We start from the raw sequence: 22,704 nt of genomic DNA on the forward strand, positions 1-22,704 counted from the left end.
ATGACAAATTTATTAGAAAGAATAAAAAATACAGTAATGGCAGACATTAATCATTTATTAGATAAGAAGGAAGACAAAAATCCACTTGCTCTTTTGAATCAATACGTAAGAGAATGTGAAAAAGAAACAGATAAAGTAAAAAAACTGTTGGAAAGACAATATAAATTAAAAGAAGAATTTTCTAAAGAATTACACCAAGCTGAAGAAATGGCAGAGAAAAGAAAAAGACAGGCTGAGGTTGCAAGCAAAGCTGGTGAAGAGGAACTTTCTGCATATGCCCAACAGGAACAAGCTCATTTTGAAGAAAGAGTAGTACGTTTAGCAGAATCACTAAAAAATACAGAGCAGCAATTGCGTGAAATAGAAACAAAATATATGGACATGAAGCATAAATTAAAAGATATGAAAATACGTCAAATGGAGCTAATGGCAAAAGAAAATATAACAAAAGCACACCATACGATGAATAAAGTTTTAGAAGAAAAACAAGTAAATCCAACAAATCAAGCACGCTTTAACGAAATGGAACAATATATAGATAAGTTAGAAGAAAAAATAAATACAGAATACTTTAAACAAACAATGGATGAAAAACTAGCAGCATTAGAGAAAAATCAGTTAAAAAAAGAAGATGACTCCATTTCCTTATAAAAAAATGGTATTCTAAAAGGGGCTGTAAACAAGTAAAGGTCAGCCCTTTTTACTGATGATACTAACAAAAATATAAAAACTCGTTGAACTAGTTATAGATAGGTTGATTTCGACTTCAGGATGCACGACTCGCGGGACTTGCGGTGAGCAGAGATCTTGCACTCCAATCAATCTGTAACAATGAGGTTAATCCTTACCACCAACTAGAAAAGAAGGGAGAGAATAGCCAATGTTTAAACAATTAAAAGATAATTATGCAAATTGGGTTTATGTTGTTGGGGGATTTTTGCTATTAGAAATCTTCGTCTTTAATCCAGGACTAATCTTTTCCCTTCTTGTTTCAATTGGCATGATCTATATAGCTAAGAAATCATTGAAAGGCGGAGCCGGAAAAATCCTTTTCTGGATTGGTCTCCTGCTTTTAATCGTTAGTGTTCTAAATATGGTTACAGTGAAGATTATATTATTATCAATCCTTGCCTATTATATTTTTCAATTATTTCAAAAAAAGAATACGACCGATATTATCAAGCCAATCATACGGGATAAGGAAACAGTAACACATACAGAAGAACCAATCTTAAAGAAAAAGGAAATATTTACTAATTCCTTTTATAATCGTAATGTCACACCAGATCATGTATATGAGTGGAATGATATAAACATTCAGTGTGGAATAACGAATACAACGGTAGATCTTAGCTATACTGTTTTACCAGAGGGAGAAACAGTCATTATGATAAAGAATATTGTAGGCGATGTAAAGGTATATATTCCCTATGATATGGAAGTCAGCATCAATCACTCTATTTTATTTGGTTCCTATCATATATTTGGAGAAGCAGAAGAGAATGTATGGAATCAAAATGTAAGCATTCGGACTGCTGATTTTGATCAGGCGGAAACAAGAGTGAAGATTTTTACCTCTTTTATAGCTGGTAACTTAGAGGTGAAAAGAATATGAGTATTATCACGAGACAAATTTTGTGGGGAGTCTGTACATCCCTTTTTTTACTTGTATTCTTTTCCATTAGCTATTTAGTTGTTTTTCCGCCTGCAAACTGGAGTGCTTTATGGAAAAAAGAAGTAATGGATGTTCCGTTTGGTTTATTTTTAATAAGTGTCGATATTACACTAGGTATCTTAATTGGTTATTTATCAGGGGTTTCCTGGAAAAAACAAATTCGTTCCATTGAAAAAACATTACATACAATGGATAAAATGGAGTATTATCCAGTCCAACCAATTGGCTCAACAGAGGAGCTCCAATCATTAAGCTATCGAATTATTCAACTACAAAATCAGTTAGTAGAACAAACCAAACTCTCTCAAAAACTCGTCAATGAGAAAGCAGAGGATCAAGAAGTGAAGGTTCAAAGTATTATTATTGCAGAGCGTAATCGTTTAGCAAGAGAACTACATGATTCCGTTAGTCAACAATTATTTGCTGCCTCCATGTTATTATCAGCAATTAATGAAACAAGGCCGAAAACGAATGATCAAGAGTCCAAGCAATTACAGCTAGTGGAGGAAACCATCCAACAGTCTCAATTAGAAATGAGGGCGTTATTGCTTCATTTACGGCCAGCCGCATTAAAAGGAAAATCTTTAAAAACAGGGATAATTGAATTATTACATGAATTGCAGCAAAAAGTATCCTTGGAAATAGAAATGAAATTAGAAGATATTGATTTGGATAAAGGGATTGAAGATCACCTTTTTCGGATTCTGCAGGAATCAGTATCCAACACATTAAGGCATGCGAAAGCAAATTCTTTAGAAATCCAGCTTATTCAGCGAGAGGCATTTGTCATCTTACGAATTATCGATGATGGTGTCGGCTTTAATGTAGACAAAAGAAAAGCGGGGTCTTACGGTCTGCAAAATATGCACGAAAGAGCAGCTGAGATTGGTGGAGTATTAAAATTAATTAGCTTGGAAAATAAAGGTACACGATTAGAAGTGAAAGTTCCAATTTTGGAAAGAGAGGAGGATACAAATGATTAGGGTATTACTAGTTGATGATCATGAAATGGTACGAATAGGGGTTTCGTCTTATTTATCCGCACAAACAGATATCGAAGTGGTCGGAGAAGCAGAAAATGGCAGCAGGGCAGTGGAGCTTGCTCTCGAATTAAAACCAGATGTGATTTTGATGGATTTAGTTATGGACGAAATGGATGGAATAGAAGCAACACAGAAAATTGTAGAAGCATGGGATGAAGCAAAAATTATAATTGTTACTAGTTTTCTTGATGATGAGAAGGTCTATCCTGCTTTACAGGCTGGTGCTACAAGCTATATGCTGAAAACATCGAAAGCAAGTGAAATAGCAAGAGCTGTACGAGAAACATTTCAAGGGCAAATAGTGTTAGAACCAGAAGTAACCGATAAAATGATGTCCAAAATGAGAGAAAAGAAATCTACCCCTCTACATGAGGAGTTAACTGCAAGAGAAATGGAGATTCTGTTATTAATGGCAGAGGGGAAAAGCAATCAGGAAATTGCAGACCAATTATTTATTGCCCTAAAAACAGTAAAAACGCATGTCAGCAATATACTAAGTAAATTGCAAGTGCAGGATCGTACCCAAGCTGTTATCTATGCATTTAAGCATTCTCTTGTAGAATAATAAAGACTAGTAAATCCCTTATATACGTGAATAAATCCCTTAATCAAACGTTTAATTAAGACATTTCTCTCTCTTCTATAGAGAAAAAGACAATCAAGGAAAATATTTTTCGGACTTGTCTCATATGATGATAAAGAAGAGAAAAATAAACACACATCTTTTACTTACATGCTTGTGGAAGATAGATTGAGGGAGAGATTCATGAGTTCATTTTATAAAGGGACCTTCTTATTAATTATCACAGCGTTTTTTGGCGAATGTATTGAATTCATTATTAATATGATAATGGCAAGGGAACTTGGAGAACACGGGCTAGGTTTATTTATGACCGTATTGCCTACTATCTTTCTCATTGTGCTGCTTGCTACCTTCGAATTGCCAACATCTATTTCGAAATTTATTGCGGAGAAAGATTCAAAGCATCATTTGTCGATGCTGCAACAAGTTTTAAAGTGGACCATCATCTTTACTATTTTTCTAACAATCATCGCATCTATCATCATACCTTTTATCCCTATTTTTAATTCCTATCATCCACTTTTAAAGTGGTTAGTCATTCTCCTATTGCCGATTATTTCCTTTACTTCTATTGCAAGAGGTTATTTCATGGGAAAACAGCAGATGGGGAAAATTGCAGCTTCTAACTTTCTCAAAAAAATTGTCCAGTTAGGATTATTAGTCTTTTTGTTTCAGTGGTTTTCATTTGATTTAAATACCTCTGTATTGATTGCCTTTTTTACCATTGTCGGAAGTGATACAGTCGTATTATTGTACTTATTGCATATGTTTTTCGTGCAATATCAGCGGATTAAAAAAGGAAAAAATGAAAGCATGAGTGGCAAGGTTATTTGGAAGGATTTGTTATCTGTATCTATTCCGACAACAGGCCTTCGAATATTTCATGCTCTAACCCATGCCGTTCATCCCTTCTTAATTAAAGGGGCACTTGTAGCGTCAGGAATTACAGCTGCGAATGCAACGGAACAGTATGGAATGCTCGCCGGAATAGCGATGACAATTGGTTTTTTCCCAGCTTTTATATCCCATAGCTTTATGACGATGCTAATACCGACCGTTTCTAAGGCATATGTACAAAGGGATTATACAAAACTACAAAAATTACTGCAGCAAGTGATGATTATAACTGCAATTTATGGAACCATAGCTGTAGGAATTTTCTATTTTTACGCAGATACACTTACGATGACCTTTTTTCATTCTAGCCAGGCTGCGATAATTGTTCAGCTTTTATGGCCCTATTTTTTATTGCATTACTTCACGATCCCAATGCAAGCGTACTTAATTGGCTTAGGCTTGTTAAAGGATGCGGTTTTTCACAGTGTTTGGTCAACGACTTTCTCTTACGCAGCCATTTACTATTTAGGATCTTTAAGTCAGCTGCAAATGAGTGGAATTGCAATTGGGATGAATTTAGGAGCAGTTATTTTAGCATCGCTGCATTATTTAACGATATGTAAAAAGATAGGGATTTCAATCTGGTTGACACCAGTAAATAAATTTCATTAAAAAATTTTAAAAAAAGTGTAGGGATTCAGACGTTCTCAAACGTTTATTAAGTAGAATGGTAAAACCGGGAAGGGGAAAAGAAAGAAAATGGAATCCCTAATAGATAAAAAATATTTAGAGGAAAATCAAGAGGCGTTATTTGAAGAAGTAGTGAAAGAATACGGAAAATCAATCTATATTTATATATTATCACTAGTTAAACACAAAGAACTTGCAGAGGATTTGTATCAAGAAGTACTGATTTCAGCTTACACCTCTTTTGGAAGTTTTGAGGATTTTCAAAAAGTGAAAAGCTGGTTATATAAAATTGCCCTTAATAAATGTAGAGACTATTGGAGAAAAGAGAAAACATCTAAGAAATTTTGGGAAGAATCTGTCTATACATACGCAAGAGATACTTCTGTTGCTTTGGAACCAGAGGAAACGCTATTAAGTAAATGTGAGAAAGAAGAAATGATTGATACATTAGAAGAGTTACCAAACATGTATAAAGAGCCTTTACTACTTTTCTATTATCATAATCAAACATTAGTAGAAATTAGTAATCATACAAAAACCCCATTATCCACAGTAAAAACAAGAATGAAACGGGCGAAGGATCAATTGAAGCCAAAGGTCATGAATAAAAAAATTGCTTATTTATAAGCAAAAAACTTTAATCAGTGGAGATATTTTTCATCCCCACTGATTTGATATTGCTTTATTAGTCACTAGGTAAGTTTCCTCAACTGATAGTAATAGACTTATGTTTCTTACTAGCTATTTCTCTGTTTGTTATAGTAATTCACTGAATACATGGCGCCTTCATTTACCATATTGTTGTCGCCTATATCATCTGGAGCGGGATTTCCTGCTTTAGAAAGTAAATCTTCTTTTTGCGTAGAATTGAATTTATCTTTAACGCGATTAAACATCTCTTTTCCTTTAGATGTAAAAAGGAAAAAGCTTCCCACTCCTGCTCCAACAATTGCAAAGGTACGCATTGAATTTTTTCCAAACATGAGAGAATCCCTCCTATTTATTCCTTCTCGTTTCATTCTATTTTTTATTTACCCTATTTTTAAGTTTTACAAACTTTGTTCCGGGAATAATAATAGAAAAGCTAGTAAGGGGGATTTAAGTGAAAAAATACCGTTTAGAGAACTGGGATTGGTATCAGTTATTGGAAGAAGCGGATATACAAGAAGTTTCTCTTGAAAAGGGACCAGTAATTAATACATGGTTTCGGGAAATAAAAGATAATCGAAATAATTATCTTCATATAGATACGTCCATAGAAGAACAGGAAACCTTGAGTGGATCCCTTATATACCACAGGGAGATTAATGAAAAAGAAGATTATGAAATTTTTCATTTCTATTTATCTAATGATACGTTAATCACCTTCGACTATAAAGATAATAGCTTACATATAGATAGAAATAATTTATTTAAAGAAATAAAGCGAGCTCAAAATCCAATTGAAGGGTTTATGGTTATTTTAGGAAAGATAATGACAGAAATTTTGTATCATATTGATTCATATGAACAACAGTTAGATGAATTGATTTGGGATGTAAAACAAAAGAACAGCATAAAAACGTTAGATAAAGTATACCAATCAAGACATGAATTACTTATTTGGAAGAATGTCATGATTCCTTTTCTTGAGATCAGATACTCGTTAGAGGAAGCGTTTGGAAATGAGATTACAAAAGGAAAAGAATACGCGCGTATTAGTAAGAGAATTGAAAGAGGATTAACCTTGGTGGAAGAATACCAAAAAGAATTAAATAATTTAGTCGATTTTGAAGAGGTTGTGTCACAACATAGAGGGAATGAAATTATGAAAACTCTTACAGTATTTACTACGTTGTGCACACCGATTATGGCTTGGGGAGCATTATGGGGGATGAACTTTAAAATAATGCCAGAGCTAGAATGGAAATTTGGATATGTTATTTCTTTAGCAATTATTATTGTGTCAACTATCATTGTATTTTTCTATCTTAAATCAAGAGGATGGATGGGAGATTTACTAAAGGCACGTAAGAAAAATTCATTTTTTCGCTAATGCTTTTTCCAATCAAAATTAGACTCTCTCATATAAATTAGCATATAATAATGTGGTAAACATGTTAATGATGAAGAAAAACTCCCAAAGGTATACAAGGAGGATTTATGGAAGAGTCAAAATTTTGTAGTGAGTCATTGGTCGTAAAAACAAGTATTGTTTTTCCAACAGATACTAATACGTATGGGACGTTATTTGGCGGAAAATTAATGGCCTATATTGACGATACAGCTGCTATTGCAGCGATGCGTCATGCAAGAAGAGGGATCGTAACTGCTTCGACTGATTCTGTCGATTTTTTGTATCCGATTCATGAAGGTAATGCTGTTTGTTTAGAAGCTTTTGTCACCTATACAGGAACTTCTTCTATGGAGGTTTTTGTAAAAGTAAATGCAGAAGACTTAATTACTGGCGAACGTCATTTATGTGCACTTAGTTTTCTAACAATGGTTGCCATTGATGAACATGGAAAACCAACTAAAGTTCCGAAGGTTATTCCACAGACAGAAGAAGAAAAGAGTCTGTATGAATCTGCGAAAGAACGTGCAGAAGCGCGAAAGAAACGGAAGAAGGAAACAGAAGAACTTGCTAAGAAATATAGAAATTTAGGATAAATGGTAAGGGGAATGTCGGGAAATGACATTACTTTCTGTCATTTTCTCGCATACCTATTGGGCAGCAGTAGGACCGTTTGCTAAGCAAGAAACGGGTTTGTCGAAGGATATTCAGCTATTCAGATAAGATTTTCATTATTGGTAAAAATCAATTTGAAATGCTGTCGAAATAACAAATTATTTTCCAGGAAATGATGAGAATTTCCGATATCTTGTCTAATTACATTGTCTGATTTTGCAGGAATACTTTCTTTTTCTTTCCCATGAATCATTCTATTACAAGGGATACATACAAGGGGGCAAAAATGAAATTATTTTCCCTATCGTATTTTGTGATCACAAGGAAAATTGATTTAAATATGCAAATTATTGAAGAAGAAAAGAACCTTATTCTATGGAGTGATAAAGTTACTAGCGAGGAGCAAACATTTCTTTTAAAGGCGATACATGACATTTCTTTTAAACCATCAAGAAATCAGTATAAAATGCTTTACTTGCATACAAATCGTGGAGTATTCTCCTTTGTTGTTAAAGATAATCCTGAGGAAATGATTCGGTTAATCAAAAGTCGAATAAAGGATTATCAATAGGAAGCATTGTTTAATCAAAAAGGTTTGAGCAAGGAGGTTATTGGCCTCTTTACTCAAACCTTTTTTAATCTTTTTCAGATAGAATGCCGAATATACGTAAGATACTAATAAATAAGTTTAGGAAATCAAGATATAAATTTAAAGCCATTAAAGGAACTTGATCTGCTGTTACGCCATAATGCTTCATTCGATTGAAATCGTAAAGAACATAGCCGCTAAATACAAGAACACCAATAAAGGAGTATGCCAGCATTCCGTTTGATCCGAGGGGCCAGAAGATATTAAAAATCCCAATAGTAATTAGGGCTATTAAGGAAGCAAGCAACATGCCTCTTAAGAAAGAGAAGTTACGCTTTGTTTTTGTCGCATAGATAGCTACTCCAGCAAACACAATCGTTGTAGTACCTAAGGCATTGATAACAACATTTCCTCCGACTGCTGATACATAATAAGATACGATTGGAAATGTGGTAATACCTGAAATAAACGTAAAGGTGAATAAGAATCCATACGATAATGATTTTCCTTTTCTTGCAAAAATAGCAATTAACAAAAGAACGACTTCTAAAATAGATAACGGTAAGAATAAATAGGTCGGGACGAAATTACCGATCATGGTGCCGATAAAGGCTATTCCAAGCGAAAGAGCAAAAGTTCTTAACACTGAGGGCATATATTCATTACTCGGATTATATGCATACATTATTCTTCACTCCATTATTGAGTTTGTTTATAAGATATTACGAAACATTACTCTAAAAAGTTTCAACTATTATTCTTTTTCGCGGATAGCTTCTGCTTTTAATAAATCACGGATTTCCTTTAATAATTCTTCTTTTGTATCTACTGCTACAGTCTCTTCTTTGACTTCTTCTTTCTTTTTAAATTTATTTAGGAAGCGGATTACTAAAAAGATAGAGAATGAAATGATAAAAAAGTCAACGATAGTTTGTAGGAAACTGCCATATTTAATACTTGCATAAGACCATGAGGAGAAATCTACTCCGACAACAAAGTAGGCGAAGAGAGGCATAATTAAATCCTCAACTAGTGAGCTAACGATTTTGCTGAATGCGGTGCCGATAACCACCCCAATTGCTAAATCCATTACGTTTCCTTTTATTGCAAATGCTCTAAATTCTTTCCACATATGATCCTCCTAATAATTCTTCATCTTATTTTGTTCATTAAAATATTATTATTCTTACATGAAAAATAATTAATTTCAAGCCTTTGGTATAGATAGGATTTATTAAACAGAGCTTAGAATAAACAAGCAGTTTTAGTACATTACCTTGAAATTCGAAAATAGTTCTTTTGGCTCGCTTTCGGTTATTTCTATATATTGAACTTTTGCGAAGCGATTTCCTTTTTTTATTTTTTCTAAAAAAGTATGTAGAGATTCAGTAGAAGCAACGGCAATACATTCCACTGTTCCATCTGCTTTATTTCGGACCCAGCCGGTCACATTATTTTCTAAAGCTAATGTTTGGACGAAGTATCGAAAGCCAACACCTTGAACCTTTCCCTTAAAAATAAGATGAAATTGTTTCATATCTTACCTCCTGTTTGGATGTTTTTTTAATCAAGGTACCTTCTATAGTTTTAGCGATATATTTCTTTTTTCAATCAATCATCTCATATGTATATGTACTGTCGCAAGTTGAGTCATAAGGTATAGATAAATAGATCAGCAAATAGTTCAATTGGTGTGAGTGAATGGCGTTGGGAGCAAAAGGGGAAATTAGCTGGAAAAAGCTAGATTTGTAGATTGGAGAGCAATTTGGTACTATAAGTAGGTATGTATCATGCTCTGAAAAATATTAGGTACTTTTTTTGAGAGGCTTTAATAAAATAACTTGTAGTGAGTATGTCCCTTATTTACTAATCTGGGCTACCATTAACCGTAAATCGAATTATCTAGTTTCCCAATAGTGGAGTTTAGATTCGTTTGAAAAATAGGAGAAAGATAATGAAAAGAAATAAATATATCTGGCTATTATGGGTCGGAGTAATTATAATTGCAGGAATTTTAATAGCTTCTATAGTAAATTCCTATTTGATAGAGAAACATAAGAATGAAATTGACATAAATCATACTGTTATTAAGAAGGATTTACAATGGGTAAAAGAAAATGCTTATTTTGAAATGGATATGAAAGTGAAAGAGAAAGAGTATGAATTGTATATTGTAGGTGAAGGAGAAAGGAAATATCAGCAAGTAGAAGATAGTGAGTTAGGAAAAAAAGATGATACGATTGTGACGGGAGATTTTTCCTTTTTCTTATGGACTGAAGAGTACGGACATGAGGCAGCTAAACAAGAGCTTGAATTGCCCAACCCAATGACCTTTAATTTGTCACAAAAAAATATTGGAACGTTTCTTGTTAATCAGCAAAATATTGCTGCTGTTTTTCAAGGAGAAGAGGCTAATGAAGTAATGGCTTATTTCTATACGATCCATAACGGAGAATTAGTTACATTGACTGATTATGGTATGCGAATATTCAGTAAAGACATTAAGAATATTCAACAAAACTATATACAGACGTTAAGAAAAAAGGATAAAGAAATAATGGAATTTGATACATGGATGCTCGAGCAAAATAACGGTAAATTATTAAAAGTAGATGCAACTTCTGTTGATAATAAGGAAATTATTAAAAATTGGCTCGATGAGGAAGAATTTTATTATCCTTATAAGAATTTATCCGTTACCTCTAGTTTAATGAATTTAGCAGAGCAAGGAATGTTAATAGGGGCTCAATATCCAATTGGTACCAATATAAAAGAGATAAAGAAAATAAACTCCAATTATATGGAGGAAGAGTATAATCAGAAATACAATCAATTAAATTTTCCTGAGGTTACTTATTACTATGACAAGAGTACGGAGCTGGTTACTTCGATTTCTATACCAGGAGTTCGTTTAAAAGAATCGGTACAGTCTATTCAAGACACGATAGGGAAGCCAGAGGATTATGTTACAAAAGAGGATGGGTATGTAGCAACCTATTCAGCAGGGAATTATAAGTTAATTATCCAATTAGACTTATCTCAACGAATTAAAACGATTAGATTGGTGAAATAGAAATCGTTTATCCCACTCTTAACGGACAGTAAGATTCAACTGTAAGCTTATGAGAATACGAGGAAGATAGGTGGGAGATTAACTGTCCGTAAAGGTCCGATTGGTTCAACTAACCATCAGTGGGGGAGGAAGGAAAACCCCCACTGATGGAATTTTCACTTTATCCTATCAAAAAAGGATGTCTCATGGAATATTCAGTCGCAAACATTCCATGGAACATCCTTTACTTAATCCTTAAAAAGCCCAATCACCATTACGGAATACAGGTTCTACTGTACCATCAGCAGTAATACCGTCAATGTTCATTTTGTCTGAACCAATCATAAAGTCAACATGTGTAATACTGTCGTTTAATCCTTTTTCGGCTAATTCTTCACTAGACATCTTTTTTCCACCTTCTATACAGAATGCATAGGCGCTACCGATTGCTAAGTGATTTGATGCATTTTCATCAAATAAAGTATTGTAGTATAGAATATTTGATTGAGAAATAGGAGAACGATGTGGTACTAATGCTACCTCACCAAGGTAATGGGAACCTTCATCTGTTTCTACTAATTGACGAAGAATTTCTTCTCCTTCTTCTGCCTTCACTTCCACAATACGTCCATCTTTAAATGTAACAGAGAAATTATTAATAATATTTCCACCATAGCTTAATGGTTTTGTGCTTGAAACAGTTCCATTTACACCTGTTTTGTGAGGAACAGTGAAGACTTCTTCTGTAGGCATATTTGCCATGAATTCAAAGCCCTTTTCATTGATAGAGCCTGCCCCGCACCACAGATGTCCTTCAGGTAGTTCAATGGTTAAATCTGTACCTGGAGCTGTGTAATGAAGCTTTTTATATGCCTTCCCATTTAAATAATCTACTTTTGTATGAAGTGTTTTATCATGCTCTTTCCAAGCTTGGATTGGGTCTTCTTGATCGACTCTAATTGCTTTGAAAATAGCATCCCAAAGTAATTCAACTTTGCTTTCTTCAGGAGCATCAGGGAAGACAAGGTTTGCCCAAGCTGTTGATGGAACAGCAATGACTGTCCAGCTTACTTTATCTGATTGGACATATTTTCGGAACTGGCTTAAAGCTGTACCAGAAGCTTTTTGGAAATTGCTAATTCTTTCAGAGGCAATCCCTTTTAAAAGATCAGGGCTTGAGGATACAACAGACATGAAAGCTGCCCCTTCTTCTGCAAGTGCAATTGTCTCTTTTGCTCTCCATTCAGGATATTCCCTAAATGCTTCATCTGGCGCTAATTCATATTTTGTTCGAGTCACTGTATCATCTCCCCAGTTGACAACAACGTTATTTGCCCCAATTTGGTATGCTTCTTTCACTACTAAACGAACAAATTCAGCAGATTCAATGGATGTATTGATAACAAGTGTTTGTCCCTTTTGAATGTTAACACCGACTTTTACTGCAAGTTCTGCATATTTTTGCAGATTTTCTTGAAATGTACTCATTTTCATTCTCCTTTTCTTTAAGCTATAAGCTCTATGTATAAACATGAATCCCAAAGTTGGAATGGATGCTGCTTCTATTGTAGCTTTTTTAGAAAAAGAAATAAACTGATTCATCGTAACATTAGGATAATAATTGGTCTTGTTTAGGGTTGCAAACAAATAATAAGTATTTTTGGTAGAATAGAGATATTGGATTTTTTATTTTTGGAGGTTTTTATGTCTAATAGCTTACAAGCAGTTATCTTTGATTTCGATGGTGTTATTGCAGATACTGTTCCTTTATATTACGAAGCAACGAAAAAAATGGCCGTAGAAATTGGTGCCCCCTTTACAAGAGAGGACAATGTAAAATATCAGGGCGTTCCGCGAAAGGTTCTGATTGACGATTTAGTCGCACGAACAGATAAAGTGGTTTCTGATATAGAAAAAGAGAGGCTTGGAAATCGGAAAAGTGATTACTATAAGAACTTAATTGCCGAATTTACGGTAGACAATATGTTGCCAGGAATGTATGAATTTTTGAAAGAATTGCGGGAGGCTGGTATCAAATTTGGTATTGCCTCATCTAGTTCAAACGCGCCTTATCTTTTGGAGCGTTTTGGAATAAGAGACTGGTTTGACTGTATTGTAGATCCTCATTCTTTAAAAAAGGGAAAACCAGATCCAGAAATATTTTTAACAGCAGCCGACTGCTTAGGCATTGATTATCTCCATTGTGCAGCTATAGAAGATGGACAAGCCGGGTTGAGTGGAATTTTACAAACACCTATGTTTTCTGTTGGCATAGGGGAAGGGAAAGTTTTTGAAAAAGCAGATTGGCAAGTTTCTTCTACATTAGAATTAAAAGCTAAAACTTTATTAGAGAAATTTAATAATAGATGAAAAAGGCTGGAACATAAGTATTCCAGCTAAGGTTAAACCCGAACAAAGAAATGCTAATGGAAACGTATAATTGTTCAGACTTTTTTTCATTGTTAAAAAGGATGCTCTATGAAGTTTGTTGCTGTTACCCGCAGCCGGAATACACTTCGCTTTCCGTGGGGCTCGCGCTGAGCCGCTTCGGCCTTTGCCAGCAGGTCTCAGACTGTATCGCTAATCCCATAGAAGTCTACGTGTATTCAGGCTGCTCCCCGCGGAAAGCGAGTGTCTGTAGCGCAATGGAACGAATTAATTTTTACACTTGACTATAGTTAAAAACATAAATAATCAGTATAGGAAAGTAACCTTTATTTAAGAGCTAAATGAGAGATTGTTCGTCATTACAGAGTATCTATTTAGTTATGCCACACTCTCTTTACCTTTTTTTATTCTTCTTTTTTCATCGCCGCTTTTAATAAATCACCCAAACTGTTTCCAAAGCTTTCGTCCTTACTGTATTTCTGGACTAGTTTCCGTTCTTCTCTTTTATTAATTGTTTTCTTACGGTCAGTAGCTTTTTCCACTACGTTACAGTTTCTGCATTGGAAGTAGGTTCCTGCCACTCCGTTATGAATTTCCATTTTTTTATGACATTGTGGACAACGTTTATTGGATAGTTTTGGATCCTTTCTTTTACTGAAGGAGCAATCCATACTGGAACATACAAGGACTTTTCCGTTTTTCGTATTTTTTTCTTTTAAGAAAGATCCGCACTCTGGACATTTTGATCCAGTTAAATTTTGCATTTTATACGATTTCTCACTGTGCTTAATTTCACGGACAAATCGTTTTGTTTGCTCTTTTATCTGTTCCATAAACTGTTTAGCATTAGCTTTTCCTTTGGCAATATCCTCTAATTCTTGCTCCCATTTTGCAGTTAAATCAGGAGTAGTCAAATCATCATTAACGAGATTGATAAGTTGTTTCCCTTTGGAGGTAGAATGCAATTTCCCGTTTTGTCTTTCTAATACTTCAGAAGAAAGCAATCTTTCAATAATTTCAGCACGAGTTGCTGGGGTTCCAAGTCCAAACTTTTCCATTTTTCCAAGAATGTCAGCTTCTGTAAATCGTGATGGAGCTTCCGTGAATTTTTGCTCCATATTCACCGATTGGACTTTTAATTGTTTCCCTTTTTGCAGCTGTATGCTTTTAGAGGAATCTGCTTTGCGAGCATCTAAAGCCTTAAAACCGAGATCTACAACATTTGTCTCCTGAGCTACAAATGATTCTCCGTTGATGTTTAATGTGGTGGAAATGGTTTCGTACTTATATTTTGGATAAAATAGTGCCAAAAATCTTTTTACAATTAAATCATAAATTTTTACTTCATCATTATCTAACCGATTTAAAAAGACTGGTTGTTCGGTTGGAATAAATAGGAATAGGTAACTTTCCACTTCGGCATTATCCGTTAAGTGTACTTGTTTTCCCCTCCTCCGCACCGTACGTGAGAGTTTCCCCTCATACGGCGTTCCATCAAATAGTCAGTAGATTAATCGGTTCAAGATAACAATGTTTTCGAAGTTTATTTAGCTTGTTTAGGGCTTTTTTATCTTCAATGATATTTTTGTATTTTTCAATCGTTTCGTTTGTTGTCGCGTGTATTAATTTATGCACCAATTTGTGGACAATTCGTAGGTTTTTGTATTCATCTGTACCACCTTGATTTCGGGGGAGTACATGATGACAGTGTAGTTCTTCTATGGTTAATTGCTTTCCTGTTACTTCACATTTCATTTGTGACATGGAAGCTCTTGAAACACGGTTATCATTGTATTCAGCACTTTCATACGGATTATACATCTTTGCTAATTGAATAATGTCATCTCTTGTTTGACTTGTTAGGCTTTTCGAAGATTTTATTCGACCTTCTTGTGTATAATCACAGACATCTTGACTAAAGTTCATAACTTTTTTATGCTGAACGTAATGAATTGGGTAGATACATACATTGTGAATCTTCCATGTTTTTGATTCAGATTTCCCATAGAATTTCTTATATAACGGTGACATGTCGGTGTCACTTGGTTTTAAGAATTTTCCTACTTGCCTTAACTTATTGTGCATATATGGTTTCAGTGAGAAAGCCAATTTCGCAAAATCTATATTGCAGTAGGTGGCACAGCTATAATATTCATGCCATCCTAAAATCATGCTGTTGAGCTTTGTTACGTGGGATGATTGAATGTTATCGGGGATAATTTTGACTTGCTCTTTTATCTCCTTTTTCATTCTTTCAAGTGCTTTGTCTGATATATGTGATTGTGCCACATACCCTCCAAATGTTTTCCCCTTTTTCACAGCTTTAATTTTTACCCCTAAAAAGTCAGAGTAGTTTTTCCGCAAATTGATAATTTTTGATTTTTCCTCACTAATATCTAATTTCAAGCGAATCTTTAACCAGTCTTTAACCGCACATAATATTCTTTTCGCACTTTGATAATCTCTACACATAATTTTAAAATCGTCTGCGTATCTCACGATATACATTTGCTTTAAGTTTGTTTTCTTTTGTTGATTGTATTGACTTTGATACGTCTTATATTGCTTTTGTGTTGTGAACGTTTCCCATTGTGAAGAAATCCACCAATCTAATTCGTTTAATACGATATTTGATAATAAAGGGGAAAGAATTCCTCCTTGTGGTGTTCCTTTGTTTGGAATACCTTCTCCTTGAATGGGAGCTTTTAACATAGCTTTAATGATGCTAATTAATTTCCTATCTTTTATTCCTAATGCATACATTTGTTTGATAAGCTTTGTGTGATTTACATTATCGAAAAAGCCCTTAATATCAATATCAACTGTATAGTAAAACTTCCCGATATTGATGAGGCTCACCATTCTTGAAATCGCGTGCTTTGTACTTCGATTAGGACGGAAGCCATAGCTATGTGGGTGGAATTTTGCTTCACATATTGGTTCCAACACTTGTTTAATACATTGTTGTACAAGTCTATCAATCATTGTCGGTATTCCTAAAGGGCGTGTTTTGCCATTAGCTTTCGGAATGTAAACTCGTCGAACAGTGTCTGGTGTATAAAACTTTAGTTTTTCTTGCACTGCTTCAATATACGATTCCAATGATTGACCTTTAATATCTTTAATTGTGAGTTTATCTGTGCCAGCAGTTTGACTGCCTGTGTTACTTTTAATTGTGCGAAAGGCTAAGCGAATATTATTTTCACTCGAAATAATACGCATTAAATTTTGAAACGACTCATTGTTTTGTGACCGTTTGTATAAGTCATCAAATATTTTTGTCATATCATAATAGTCATTGTATCTATACTTGTTCGTCACTCTGTTGGGACAACTCCTTTGCAGAAAATTGTTTTCCCTTTCTTACTCGAAAAACAGAGTTAGTTTTGAATCTATTAATCCATTCTTATTTGACTCGTGCCTATCCCTCCACTACTTATTATCGTAGTTTCATCGGTACTGTGGCACTACTTTCACCAAGATAAAGTAGCTTATTATACCCGAAGGATTTTCGTCTACAACTGTCCTCGACTATGAGTTTCTGCAAAACAGATACAGTTCTTGGCTTCCCACGTTCCAAAGATTCCCGTTCACGTAATACTTAGGTGCTTCCTTTGAGCCTGTTAGCTGGATACCGTCTGTCGCTCGGTATAGAGTTTTTCATAACGCAAAATTTTACTCAACTCCACTAACTTACCACTATTGGTAATACCTTATCATCACAGATAAGATAACCACCTATAGACTCGTACATTCAGAAGTTCGTCAGTACATGTGTACATTCTCACCGTATATTACAACCACCCGACTACTCTAAGTGACAGTTCTTTATTCCTGTTCACTTTCGCCGACTTCACCCCGCTTTAAACAGTTCCATAATAGTCTGTTTCCCTGCTTAGGGGAGTATTAGTGTGAGGGTTTCAGCACAGCATGACGGCTTTCATTCCCCTCAAGGATTCTTTAGTTTTCTAATAAATCTTCCCAACCAATATTTCTATTGGAATTTCAGATTAACGTGTCGCACTTGCATGATGGTCAGATACTTTGTTGTTATTAAAGACATTATTTGCTTCGACCTTGCCTTTGTTGCGAATGATAGGTTGAACTTCTTCTTTAAATGCCCCGGAAATGCTTTCTAATCGATCAAGCATGGTTGCCTTCATATCTGTTGTTAAGTAACGAGAGTCAGTTCTTGGATAAGTGACTAGTTTATGTTGCTCGTATAGCTTCTGAAGTACATTTAACGTCTTTTTGGCAGAAAAGCCGAATCGTCGGTTAGCATCTCGCTGGAGCTCTGTTAAATCATAAGGCATTGGCTGCTGTTCTGTTTTTTCTTTTATGGTAAGAGCCTCTACAACTGCAGGCTTTCCTTTAGTATTGGCAACAATCTCTTCTGCTTTTTCTTTTGAGAAGATTCTTCGCTCATGATTCTTTTCATATTTAGCTTGTAGAGAGTCTACGTTTGCTGTAATGGTCCAATATTCTTTTGGCACAAAGGCTTGAATTTCTTTTTCTCTCTCTAGAACCATGGATAGAGTTGGAGTTTGTACACGTCCTGCTGACAAGGGATCATTGAATTTTGTTGTTAAGGCTCTTGAGACATTTAACCCAATTAACCAATCAGCCTGAGCTCTACACACTGCCGATTGATACAGGCGATCAAACTCTTTACCTGGCTTTAACTGCTTAAATCCATCTTTTATTGCACGGTCTGTCTGAGAGGATATCCATAATCGTTTCGTTGGTTTATTAAAGCGAATTTTCTCGAGAATCCATCTTGCGACTAATTCACCTTCTCGCCCTGCATCTGTTGCAATGATACAGTCTGTAATATCTTTCCTTTTTGCGAGCTGATCAATTGCCTTGTATTGATGACTTGTTTGTTTCATCACTTTTAATTCCATTTTATTTGGAATAATAGGTAAATCATCTAGATTCCAATTTTTATATTTAGGATCATAATGTTCGGGCATTTTTAATTCAATTAAGTGGCCTAAAGCCCATGTAACAATGTATTTATCTGATTCTAAATAACTTTTATTTGATTTATTGCAACCAAGCACTCTTGCAATTTCTCTCGCCACACTTGGTTTTTCACATAACACAAGAGATTTCATTTAAACACCTTCCAATAGAAAATTTTGGCTGATTCATATTGTTCCTATATGAAGTAGGTTGATTTCTGGATATCCATAAATTAAAGCCAACAGTATTCTTTCATATATAGTTGTATAAGATAAAGCCTTTGAGAATTATACATACCTTCTATTATAACATGAGGGAACGATTGGCATGGGGGTTAGTATGTAATGGGAGATTAATTGGAGGAAAAAGGAACGGCGTCCTTTAATCTTGTTAGAACGCCGTACTTTACAGTATTTTACTCAGTTTCTTCTACTCGGTTTTTAAATGCTTCTTGTGTTACGATAAATTCTTCATCGCCAGGAGCATCCTCCGTATGCGTATGTTTTTTTGTATCCTTTGGAAGAGGACCTGGATGGTTTTTCTTCTTATGATTAAAATGTTCTCCACGTGCCAATAATAACACCCCTTTCTTACCTTTCTATTTTTCATAAAAACGTCCTATCCTATACGGATGAGAAGAGGAAATTGTATAATGGAAATAGCTTCATTCGACAGGAGGGGTTAGGTTAATGGATTTTTCGTTTCTTGTTTCAGAGGACAAAATAAAAAAAGCGTATCAAAACGGGGAGTTTAGCAATCTTCCGGGATTCGGAAAACCACTTCCAAAGGACAGCTTGGCGTCTGTCCCAGAAGAATTGCGAATGGCTTATCGGGTATTGAAGAATGCTGGCTATTCTTTAGAAGAGGATAGGATTAGGCAAGAGTTATTGTCCATGGAAGATTTAATTCGATCCTGTAAAACGGAAGAAGAAAAAATGGATTTACAAAAGAAATATAATGAGAAATTATGGAGATTTAATAAAATGGTTAGAGAGCGAACAGGAACTAGTCATTCGAAACATTTTTCAGAGTATCAGAAGAAAGTGGAGGATCGGTTATTTCTTAAGTAAGCTTTTTAGGTTTGGCTGGTATATGTAGTTTTTTGGATCATAAGTAAATTATTCGATCTTTATTTCATAATAAGATAGACTTATTAATAAAAGGTGATGATGACATCGCCCTTTTTTTTTGAAAAAAGCGGGACTATCGTCATGAATCATGAAGTTAACAAAATTTACATAAAATAAAACTAAAAAAATGAAGAGAAATGTCGAAAAAAAGGGTAAGACTTAGAATCGAAATTTTGGAATAAGATAGGTGAATAAGATGGATAAAACGTCCTTGATAGGAATTATACTTGCCATTATTGCTGTTGGAGTAGGGATGGTATTTAAAGGAGTTAGCCCTGCGGTATTAATAAACCCAGCGGCTATTCTAATTATTTTAGTAGGTACAGTTGCAGCAGTGGTCATTGCCTTTCCTACTTCAGAGATTAAACGAGTTCCAAAGTTATTCGGTATTCTGTTTAAGGAACAGAGAATACAGGATACGAAAGAGTTAATCCGACTGTTTTCAGAGTGGGCACAATTAGCTAGAAAAGAAGGTCTACTTGCTTTAGAAGCAAAAACAGATGAAGTCGAAGATCCGTTCTTGAAAAATGGCTTATCCTTGTCAGTTGATGGTCAAAGTGCCGAGTATATTAGAGATGTATTAACGGAAGAAATTGAGGCAATGGAAGAAAGACATCGTTCAGGAGCACTTATTTTTACACAAGCAGGTACTTATGCTCCTACATTAGGGGTGCTTGGAGCCGTAATCGGACTTATCGCGGCATTGGGCAATATGTCAGATGCTGAAGCGCTTGGACATGCTATTAGTGCTGCATTTGTCGCAACGCTAATGGGGATTTTCACAGGCTATGTTTTATGGCATCCATTTGCAAATAAACTGAAAAGAAAATCACAAATGGAAGCAAGTCAAAAATATTTAATGATTGAAGGAGTCCTATCCATTTTAGAAGGGGAGGCACCTAGAGTCATTGAACAAAAACTAGCATCGTATTTACCAGTTTCAGAAAGAAGACAATTTCTGGAGGAAAACGAAAGTAGTGTGAATGCGAATGAGTAAAAAAAGAAAAAAGAAGGTCCATCATGATGAACATGTAGATGAATCATGGTTAGTTCCTTACGCAGATATTCTTACTTTATTGTTAGCTTTGTTTATCGTTTTATACGGCATGAGTTCTGTCGATGCAAAAAAGTTCTCGGAAATTGCACAAGCTTTTAACAGAGAATTACAAGGAGGGACAGGGATATTTGAATATCCTAGTCCTGCGCCATCGATGAAAGGTGAAAATACAGAGGCTGATTTAGTCGATCAAGAGGAAAAAGTAGATAAAAAAGAAACAAAAGATGTCGCTGAGGAAGATTTGAAAGAATTACAAAAGCAGCAAGACCAAAAGGAATTGGCAGGTATTCAACAGAAAGTGAATGCTTATATTAAAGAAAATAAATTAGGAAACAAGCTTGATACGGAGCTTACTGGTGAAGGATTGCATGTGTCGATAAGAGATAATGTCCTGTTTGCATCAGGAAGTGCTGAAGTTCGAAGTAAGGATAGAAAAATTGTTTCTGAAATAGCCAATTTACTTGTGATGGATCCACCAAGGAGCATTATAATTAGCGGACATACAGATAATGTTCCCATCAGTAATTCTCGCTATGACTCCAACTGGGAGCTAAGTGTAACAAGAGCATTAAATTTTATGAAATTACTTCTTGAAAATAAAAAACTTGATCCTAAATCATTTAGTGCCAAGGGGTATGGGGAGTTCCAACCTATTGCAAGTAATGATACCTCTGAAGGAAGAGCAAAAAATAGAAGAGTTGATATTTTAATTCAACCAAGAGTAGCAACAGAAGACTAAGGAATGTTAGTCTTCTTTTTTTGTATACATGAAATGCTCGAACTTATAAAAAATTTTCACAAAAGGGAAGAAAATCTTGTTGTTTAATAAACAAAAGTTTATAATATAAACAAAAGTTTTAATAGGCGGAGAAGTCTCTTCTTTTCTACGTCTAGTTGGTAGTTTCACTTTATTTGAAGGGGAGATGGAAGTGAATGATAAAGAGATCTATATTCTTCAGCTAATTAAAGAAAATCCCTTTGTTACTCAAAATGAACTGGCTGAGAAAATGGGATTGTCCCGTTCTGCAGTAGCAGGATATATTTCTTCTTTGACAAAAGAAGGAAAACTATTAGGAAGAGCCTATGTGTTACCAAAAAAGAAAGAAGTTATTTGTATTGGTGGAGCCAATGTTGATCGAAAAGTTCAAGCAGAGGAAACGATTCAGTATGGAACGTCCAACCCAGCTTCTTCAAGTCAATCACCTGGAGGAGTTGCAAGAAATATTGCAGAGAACTTAGGAAGACTTGGACTTGAGACCTCTTTATTTACAATCGTAGGAGATGACCATGAAGGAGAATGGTTATTAGATAATACGAAAATTTATGCAGATATCACTCCTTCTCTCTTGTCTAATTTGCATCGAACAGGTACGTATACAGCTCTGTTAGATTCAGATGGTGAGCTTGCCGTTGCTTTAGCAGATATGTCTATCTATGACAGCATTGATGTAGAGACAATTGATAAAAAATGGGGCTATCTAGCAACATCAGAATTAGTGATACTAGACACTAATTTTTCTGCCGATGTTTTAGAGTATATTATTGCTAGATGCAGGCAAGAAAAAATGGCATTATGTATTACGCCTGTTTCTGCACCAAAAGTAAGGAAATTGCCAGAAAATTTACAGGGAGTTACATGGCTTATTGCAAACAGTGAAGAGGCTGAGGTACTAGCTGGAATGGAAATAAAAGAAGAAGGCGATTTCTTTAAAGCAGCGGAAATCATTCTTGCAAAGGGTGTAGAAAAAGTTGTTATTACCCGAGGCGATAAAGGACTAATCTATTTTACTAAATTAGGTGAAGCTGGTGTTATTTTACCTCCTGAAGCAGAAGTGGTCGATGTAACAGGAGCCGGTGATTCATTAGTTTCGGGTATTATGTATTCACATATTAAAGGCTTAAGCACGGAAAATGCTTGCAAAATTGGAATCGCGTGCTCAATTATTACGCTGCAATCTTATCAGACAGTAAATCCATTATTAAATAATAAAAAACTGCAAGAAATATTTGGAAAATACTTTCGTTAA

General features: G+C 34.9%; 23 protein-coding genes and 1 pseudogene. 15 read left to right on the forward strand and 9 right to left on the reverse strand.

The annotated features are described in order from the left end of the window. The 6 genes from NKG37_RS10270 to NKG37_RS10295 all read left to right on the forward strand — a co-directional run bounded on the left by NKG37_RS10270 (window position 1) and on the right by NKG37_RS10295 (window position 5,455). Window positions 1-651, forward strand: a complete 651-nt coding sequence (locus NKG37_RS10270) for a PspA/IM30 family protein (RefSeq protein WP_016202269.1) — start codon at window positions 1-3, stop codon at window positions 649-651. Window positions 652-880: 229 nt separating this feature from the next. Beyond that, window positions 881-1,615, forward strand: a complete 735-nt coding sequence (liaF, locus tag NKG37_RS10275; protein ID WP_169187855.1) for a cell wall-active antibiotics response protein LiaF — start codon at window positions 881-883, stop codon at window positions 1,613-1,615. After that, a complete protein-coding gene (locus NKG37_RS10280) occupies window positions 1,612-2,658 on the forward strand; it encodes a sensor histidine kinase (RefSeq protein WP_169187856.1) in 1,047 nt (348 codons plus the stop codon). Before liaF ends, NKG37_RS10280 begins: the two co-directional genes overlap by 4 nt. After that, on the forward strand, window positions 2,651-3,283 hold the full coding sequence (locus tag NKG37_RS10285; RefSeq protein WP_016202272.1) for a response regulator: 633 nt from the start codon (window positions 2,651-2,653) through the stop codon (window positions 3,281-3,283). The genes NKG37_RS10280 and NKG37_RS10285 overlap by 8 nt, the downstream gene beginning before the upstream one ends. A gap of 201 nt (window positions 3,284-3,484) precedes the next feature. Next, a complete protein-coding gene (locus NKG37_RS10290; protein ID WP_224427911.1) occupies window positions 3,485-4,810 on the forward strand; it encodes an oligosaccharide flippase family protein in 1,326 nt (441 codons plus the stop codon). 87 nt (window positions 4,811-4,897) lie between these two features. Beyond that, the gene (locus NKG37_RS10295) at window positions 4,898-5,455 is read left to right on the forward strand and encodes an RNA polymerase sigma factor (RefSeq protein WP_169187858.1); all 558 of its coding nucleotides are present in this window, start codon (window positions 4,898-4,900) and stop codon (window positions 5,453-5,455) included. A gap of 110 nt (window positions 5,456-5,565) precedes the next feature. On the opposite strand, the gene NKG37_RS10300 is transcribed toward NKG37_RS10295, so the two are convergent. Next, on the reverse strand, window positions 5,566-5,811 hold the full coding sequence (locus NKG37_RS10300; protein WP_254416168.1) for a hypothetical protein: 246 nt from the start codon (window positions 5,809-5,811) through the stop codon (window positions 5,566-5,568). Between the two features lie 119 nt (window positions 5,812-5,930). Between NKG37_RS10300 and NKG37_RS10305 the strand changes: the two genes are divergently transcribed. The 3 genes from NKG37_RS10305 to NKG37_RS10315 all read left to right on the forward strand — a co-directional run bounded on the left by NKG37_RS10305 (window position 5,931) and on the right by NKG37_RS10315 (window position 8,067). Beyond that, window positions 5,931-6,863, forward strand: a complete 933-nt coding sequence (locus NKG37_RS10305; protein ID WP_169187859.1) for a magnesium transporter CorA family protein — start codon at window positions 5,931-5,933, stop codon at window positions 6,861-6,863. A gap of 107 nt (window positions 6,864-6,970) precedes the next feature. Beyond that, window positions 6,971-7,477 (forward strand): acyl-CoA thioesterase, encoded by a 507-nt coding sequence (locus NKG37_RS10310; protein WP_101729673.1) that lies wholly within the window; start codon window positions 6,971-6,973, stop codon window positions 7,475-7,477. 305 nt (window positions 7,478-7,782) lie between these two features. Further along, entirely contained in the window at window positions 7,783-8,067 is a 285-nt protein-coding gene (locus NKG37_RS10315) for a hypothetical protein (protein WP_016202278.1), read from the forward strand. Window positions 8,068-8,131: 64 nt separating this feature from the next. Here NKG37_RS10315 and NKG37_RS10320 read toward each other — a convergent pair whose 3' ends face one another. The 3 genes from NKG37_RS10320 to NKG37_RS10330 all read right to left on the reverse strand — a co-directional run bounded on the left by NKG37_RS10320 (window position 8,132) and on the right by NKG37_RS10330 (window position 9,622). Further along, window positions 8,132-8,770 carry a Bax inhibitor-1/YccA family protein gene (locus NKG37_RS10320; RefSeq protein ID WP_254416169.1) on the reverse strand — a complete coding sequence of 213 codons (639 nt, stop codon included), beginning with the start codon at window positions 8,768-8,770 and terminating at the stop codon, window positions 8,132-8,134. A 69-nt stretch (window positions 8,771-8,839) separates the two neighbouring features. Then, window positions 8,840-9,217, reverse strand: coding sequence for a large conductance mechanosensitive channel protein MscL (gene mscL, locus NKG37_RS10325; protein ID WP_016202280.1), 378 nt, complete (start codon window positions 9,215-9,217; stop codon window positions 8,840-8,842). 132 nt (window positions 9,218-9,349) lie between these two features. Next, window positions 9,350-9,622 carry an acylphosphatase gene (locus NKG37_RS10330; protein WP_254416170.1) on the reverse strand — a complete coding sequence of 91 codons (273 nt, stop codon included), beginning with the start codon at window positions 9,620-9,622 and terminating at the stop codon, window positions 9,350-9,352. 417 nt (window positions 9,623-10,039) lie between these two features. Here NKG37_RS10330 and NKG37_RS10335 point away from each other — a divergent pair, with 417 nt between their 5' ends. After that, window positions 10,040-11,158, forward strand: coding sequence for a hypothetical protein (locus tag NKG37_RS10335; protein ID WP_254416171.1), 1,119 nt, complete (start codon window positions 10,040-10,042; stop codon window positions 11,156-11,158). Window positions 11,159-11,392: 234 nt separating this feature from the next. Here NKG37_RS10335 and NKG37_RS10340 read toward each other — a convergent pair whose 3' ends face one another. Continuing rightward, window positions 11,393-12,625, reverse strand: a complete 1,233-nt coding sequence (locus NKG37_RS10340; protein ID WP_169187865.1) for an aminopeptidase — start codon at window positions 12,623-12,625, stop codon at window positions 11,393-11,395. 216 nt (window positions 12,626-12,841) lie between these two features. On the opposite strand from NKG37_RS10340, the gene pgmB reads away from it, so the two are divergent. Then, window positions 12,842-13,507, forward strand: a complete 666-nt coding sequence (gene pgmB, locus NKG37_RS10345) for a beta-phosphoglucomutase (protein ID WP_169187866.1) — start codon at window positions 12,842-12,844, stop codon at window positions 13,505-13,507. Between the two features lie 422 nt (window positions 13,508-13,929). Here pgmB and NKG37_RS10350 read toward each other — a convergent pair whose 3' ends face one another. The 4 genes and pseudogenes from NKG37_RS10350 to NKG37_RS10365 all read right to left on the reverse strand — a co-directional run bounded on the left by NKG37_RS10350 (window position 13,930) and on the right by NKG37_RS10365 (window position 19,064). Next, complete coding sequence (locus NKG37_RS10350; RefSeq protein ID WP_254416172.1) at window positions 13,930-14,940, reverse strand: DNA topoisomerase; 1,011 nt, start codon at window positions 14,938-14,940, stop codon at window positions 13,930-13,932. Window positions 14,941-15,019: 79 nt separating this feature from the next. Next, entirely contained in the window at window positions 15,020-16,846 is a 1,827-nt protein-coding gene (ltrA, locus tag NKG37_RS10355) for a group II intron reverse transcriptase/maturase (protein WP_016202286.1), read from the reverse strand. 704 nt (window positions 16,847-17,550) lie between these two features. Continuing rightward, window positions 17,551-18,642: pseudogene (locus tag NKG37_RS10360) on the reverse strand (DNA topoisomerase); the annotation flags it as partial. 263 nt (window positions 18,643-18,905) lie between these two features. Further along, window positions 18,906-19,064, reverse strand: coding sequence for a hypothetical protein (locus tag NKG37_RS10365; RefSeq protein ID WP_016202288.1), 159 nt, complete (start codon window positions 19,062-19,064; stop codon window positions 18,906-18,908). 115 nt (window positions 19,065-19,179) lie between these two features. On the opposite strand from NKG37_RS10365, the gene NKG37_RS10370 reads away from it, so the two are divergent. From NKG37_RS10370 to NKG37_RS10385, 4 genes are all read left to right on the forward strand, one after another. Then, window positions 19,180-19,560, forward strand: coding sequence for a DnaJ family domain-containing protein (locus NKG37_RS10370; protein WP_016202289.1), 381 nt, complete (start codon window positions 19,180-19,182; stop codon window positions 19,558-19,560). 256 nt (window positions 19,561-19,816) lie between these two features. Then, window positions 19,817-20,617 (forward strand): flagellar motor stator protein MotA, encoded by an 801-nt coding sequence (gene motA / locus NKG37_RS10375; RefSeq protein WP_016202290.1) that lies wholly within the window; start codon window positions 19,817-19,819, stop codon window positions 20,615-20,617. Then, the gene (gene motB / locus NKG37_RS10380) at window positions 20,610-21,416 is read left to right on the forward strand and encodes a flagellar motor protein MotB (RefSeq protein WP_169187868.1); all 807 of its coding nucleotides are present in this window, start codon (window positions 20,610-20,612) and stop codon (window positions 21,414-21,416) included. Before motA ends, motB begins: the two co-directional genes overlap by 8 nt. 184 nt (window positions 21,417-21,600) lie before the next feature. Next, the gene (locus tag NKG37_RS10385; RefSeq protein WP_016202292.1) at window positions 21,601-22,704 is read left to right on the forward strand and encodes a carbohydrate kinase; all 1,104 of its coding nucleotides are present in this window, start codon (window positions 21,601-21,603) and stop codon (window positions 22,702-22,704) included.

The organism is Niallia sp. RD1 (genome assembly GCF_024219955.1).
GTDB classification, from domain to species: Bacteria; Bacillota; Bacilli; order Bacillales; family Cytobacillaceae; genus Niallia; species Niallia alba.

Excerpts from the sequence above, each read along its gene's own strand:
- motA (WP_016202290.1), top strand. The coding sequence starts at position 19,817 with ATGGATAAAACGTCCTTGATAGGAATTATACTTGCCATTATTGCTGTT.
- NKG37_RS10295 (WP_169187858.1), top strand. The coding sequence starts at position 4,898 with ATGGAATCCCTAATAGATAAAAAATATTTAGAGGAAAATCAAGAGGCG.
- liaF (WP_169187855.1), top strand. The coding sequence starts at position 881 with ATGTTTAAACAATTAAAAGATAATTATGCAAATTGGGTTTATGTTGTT.
- mscL (WP_016202280.1), bottom strand. The coding sequence starts at position 9,217 with ATGTGGAAAGAATTTAGAGCATTTGCAATAAAAGGAAACGTAATGGAT.
- NKG37_RS10320 (WP_254416169.1), bottom strand. The coding sequence starts at position 8,770 with ATGTATGCATATAATCCGAGTAATGAATATATGCCCTCAGTGTTAAGA.
- NKG37_RS10310 (WP_101729673.1), top strand. The coding sequence starts at position 6,971 with ATGGAAGAGTCAAAATTTTGTAGTGAGTCATTGGTCGTAAAAACAAGT.
- NKG37_RS10370 (WP_016202289.1), top strand. The coding sequence starts at position 19,180 with ATGGATTTTTCGTTTCTTGTTTCAGAGGACAAAATAAAAAAAGCGTAT.
- NKG37_RS10270 (WP_016202269.1), top strand. The coding sequence starts at position 1 with ATGACAAATTTATTAGAAAGAATAAAAAATACAGTAATGGCAGACATT.
- pgmB (WP_169187866.1), top strand. The coding sequence starts at position 12,842 with ATGTCTAATAGCTTACAAGCAGTTATCTTTGATTTCGATGGTGTTATT.
- NKG37_RS10385 (WP_016202292.1), top strand. The coding sequence starts at position 21,601 with ATGGAAGTGAATGATAAAGAGATCTATATTCTTCAGCTAATTAAAGAA.
- motB (WP_169187868.1), top strand. The coding sequence starts at position 20,610 with ATGAGTAAAAAAAGAAAAAAGAAGGTCCATCATGATGAACATGTAGAT.
- NKG37_RS10340 (WP_169187865.1), bottom strand. The coding sequence starts at position 12,625 with ATGAGTACATTTCAAGAAAATCTGCAAAAATATGCAGAACTTGCAGTA.
- NKG37_RS10330 (WP_254416170.1), bottom strand. The coding sequence starts at position 9,622 with ATGAAACAATTTCATCTTATTTTTAAGGGAAAGGTTCAAGGTGTTGGC.
- NKG37_RS10335 (WP_254416171.1), top strand. The coding sequence starts at position 10,040 with ATGAAAAGAAATAAATATATCTGGCTATTATGGGTCGGAGTAATTATA.
- NKG37_RS10280 (WP_169187856.1), top strand. The coding sequence starts at position 1,612 with ATGAGTATTATCACGAGACAAATTTTGTGGGGAGTCTGTACATCCCTT.
- NKG37_RS10300 (WP_254416168.1), bottom strand. The coding sequence starts at position 5,811 with ATGTTTGGAAAAAATTCAATGCGTACCTTTGCAATTGTTGGAGCAGGA.
- NKG37_RS10290 (WP_224427911.1), top strand. The coding sequence starts at position 3,485 with ATGAGTTCATTTTATAAAGGGACCTTCTTATTAATTATCACAGCGTTT.
- NKG37_RS10285 (WP_016202272.1), top strand. The coding sequence starts at position 2,651 with ATGATTAGGGTATTACTAGTTGATGATCATGAAATGGTACGAATAGGG.
- NKG37_RS10315 (WP_016202278.1), top strand. The coding sequence starts at position 7,783 with ATGAAATTATTTTCCCTATCGTATTTTGTGATCACAAGGAAAATTGAT.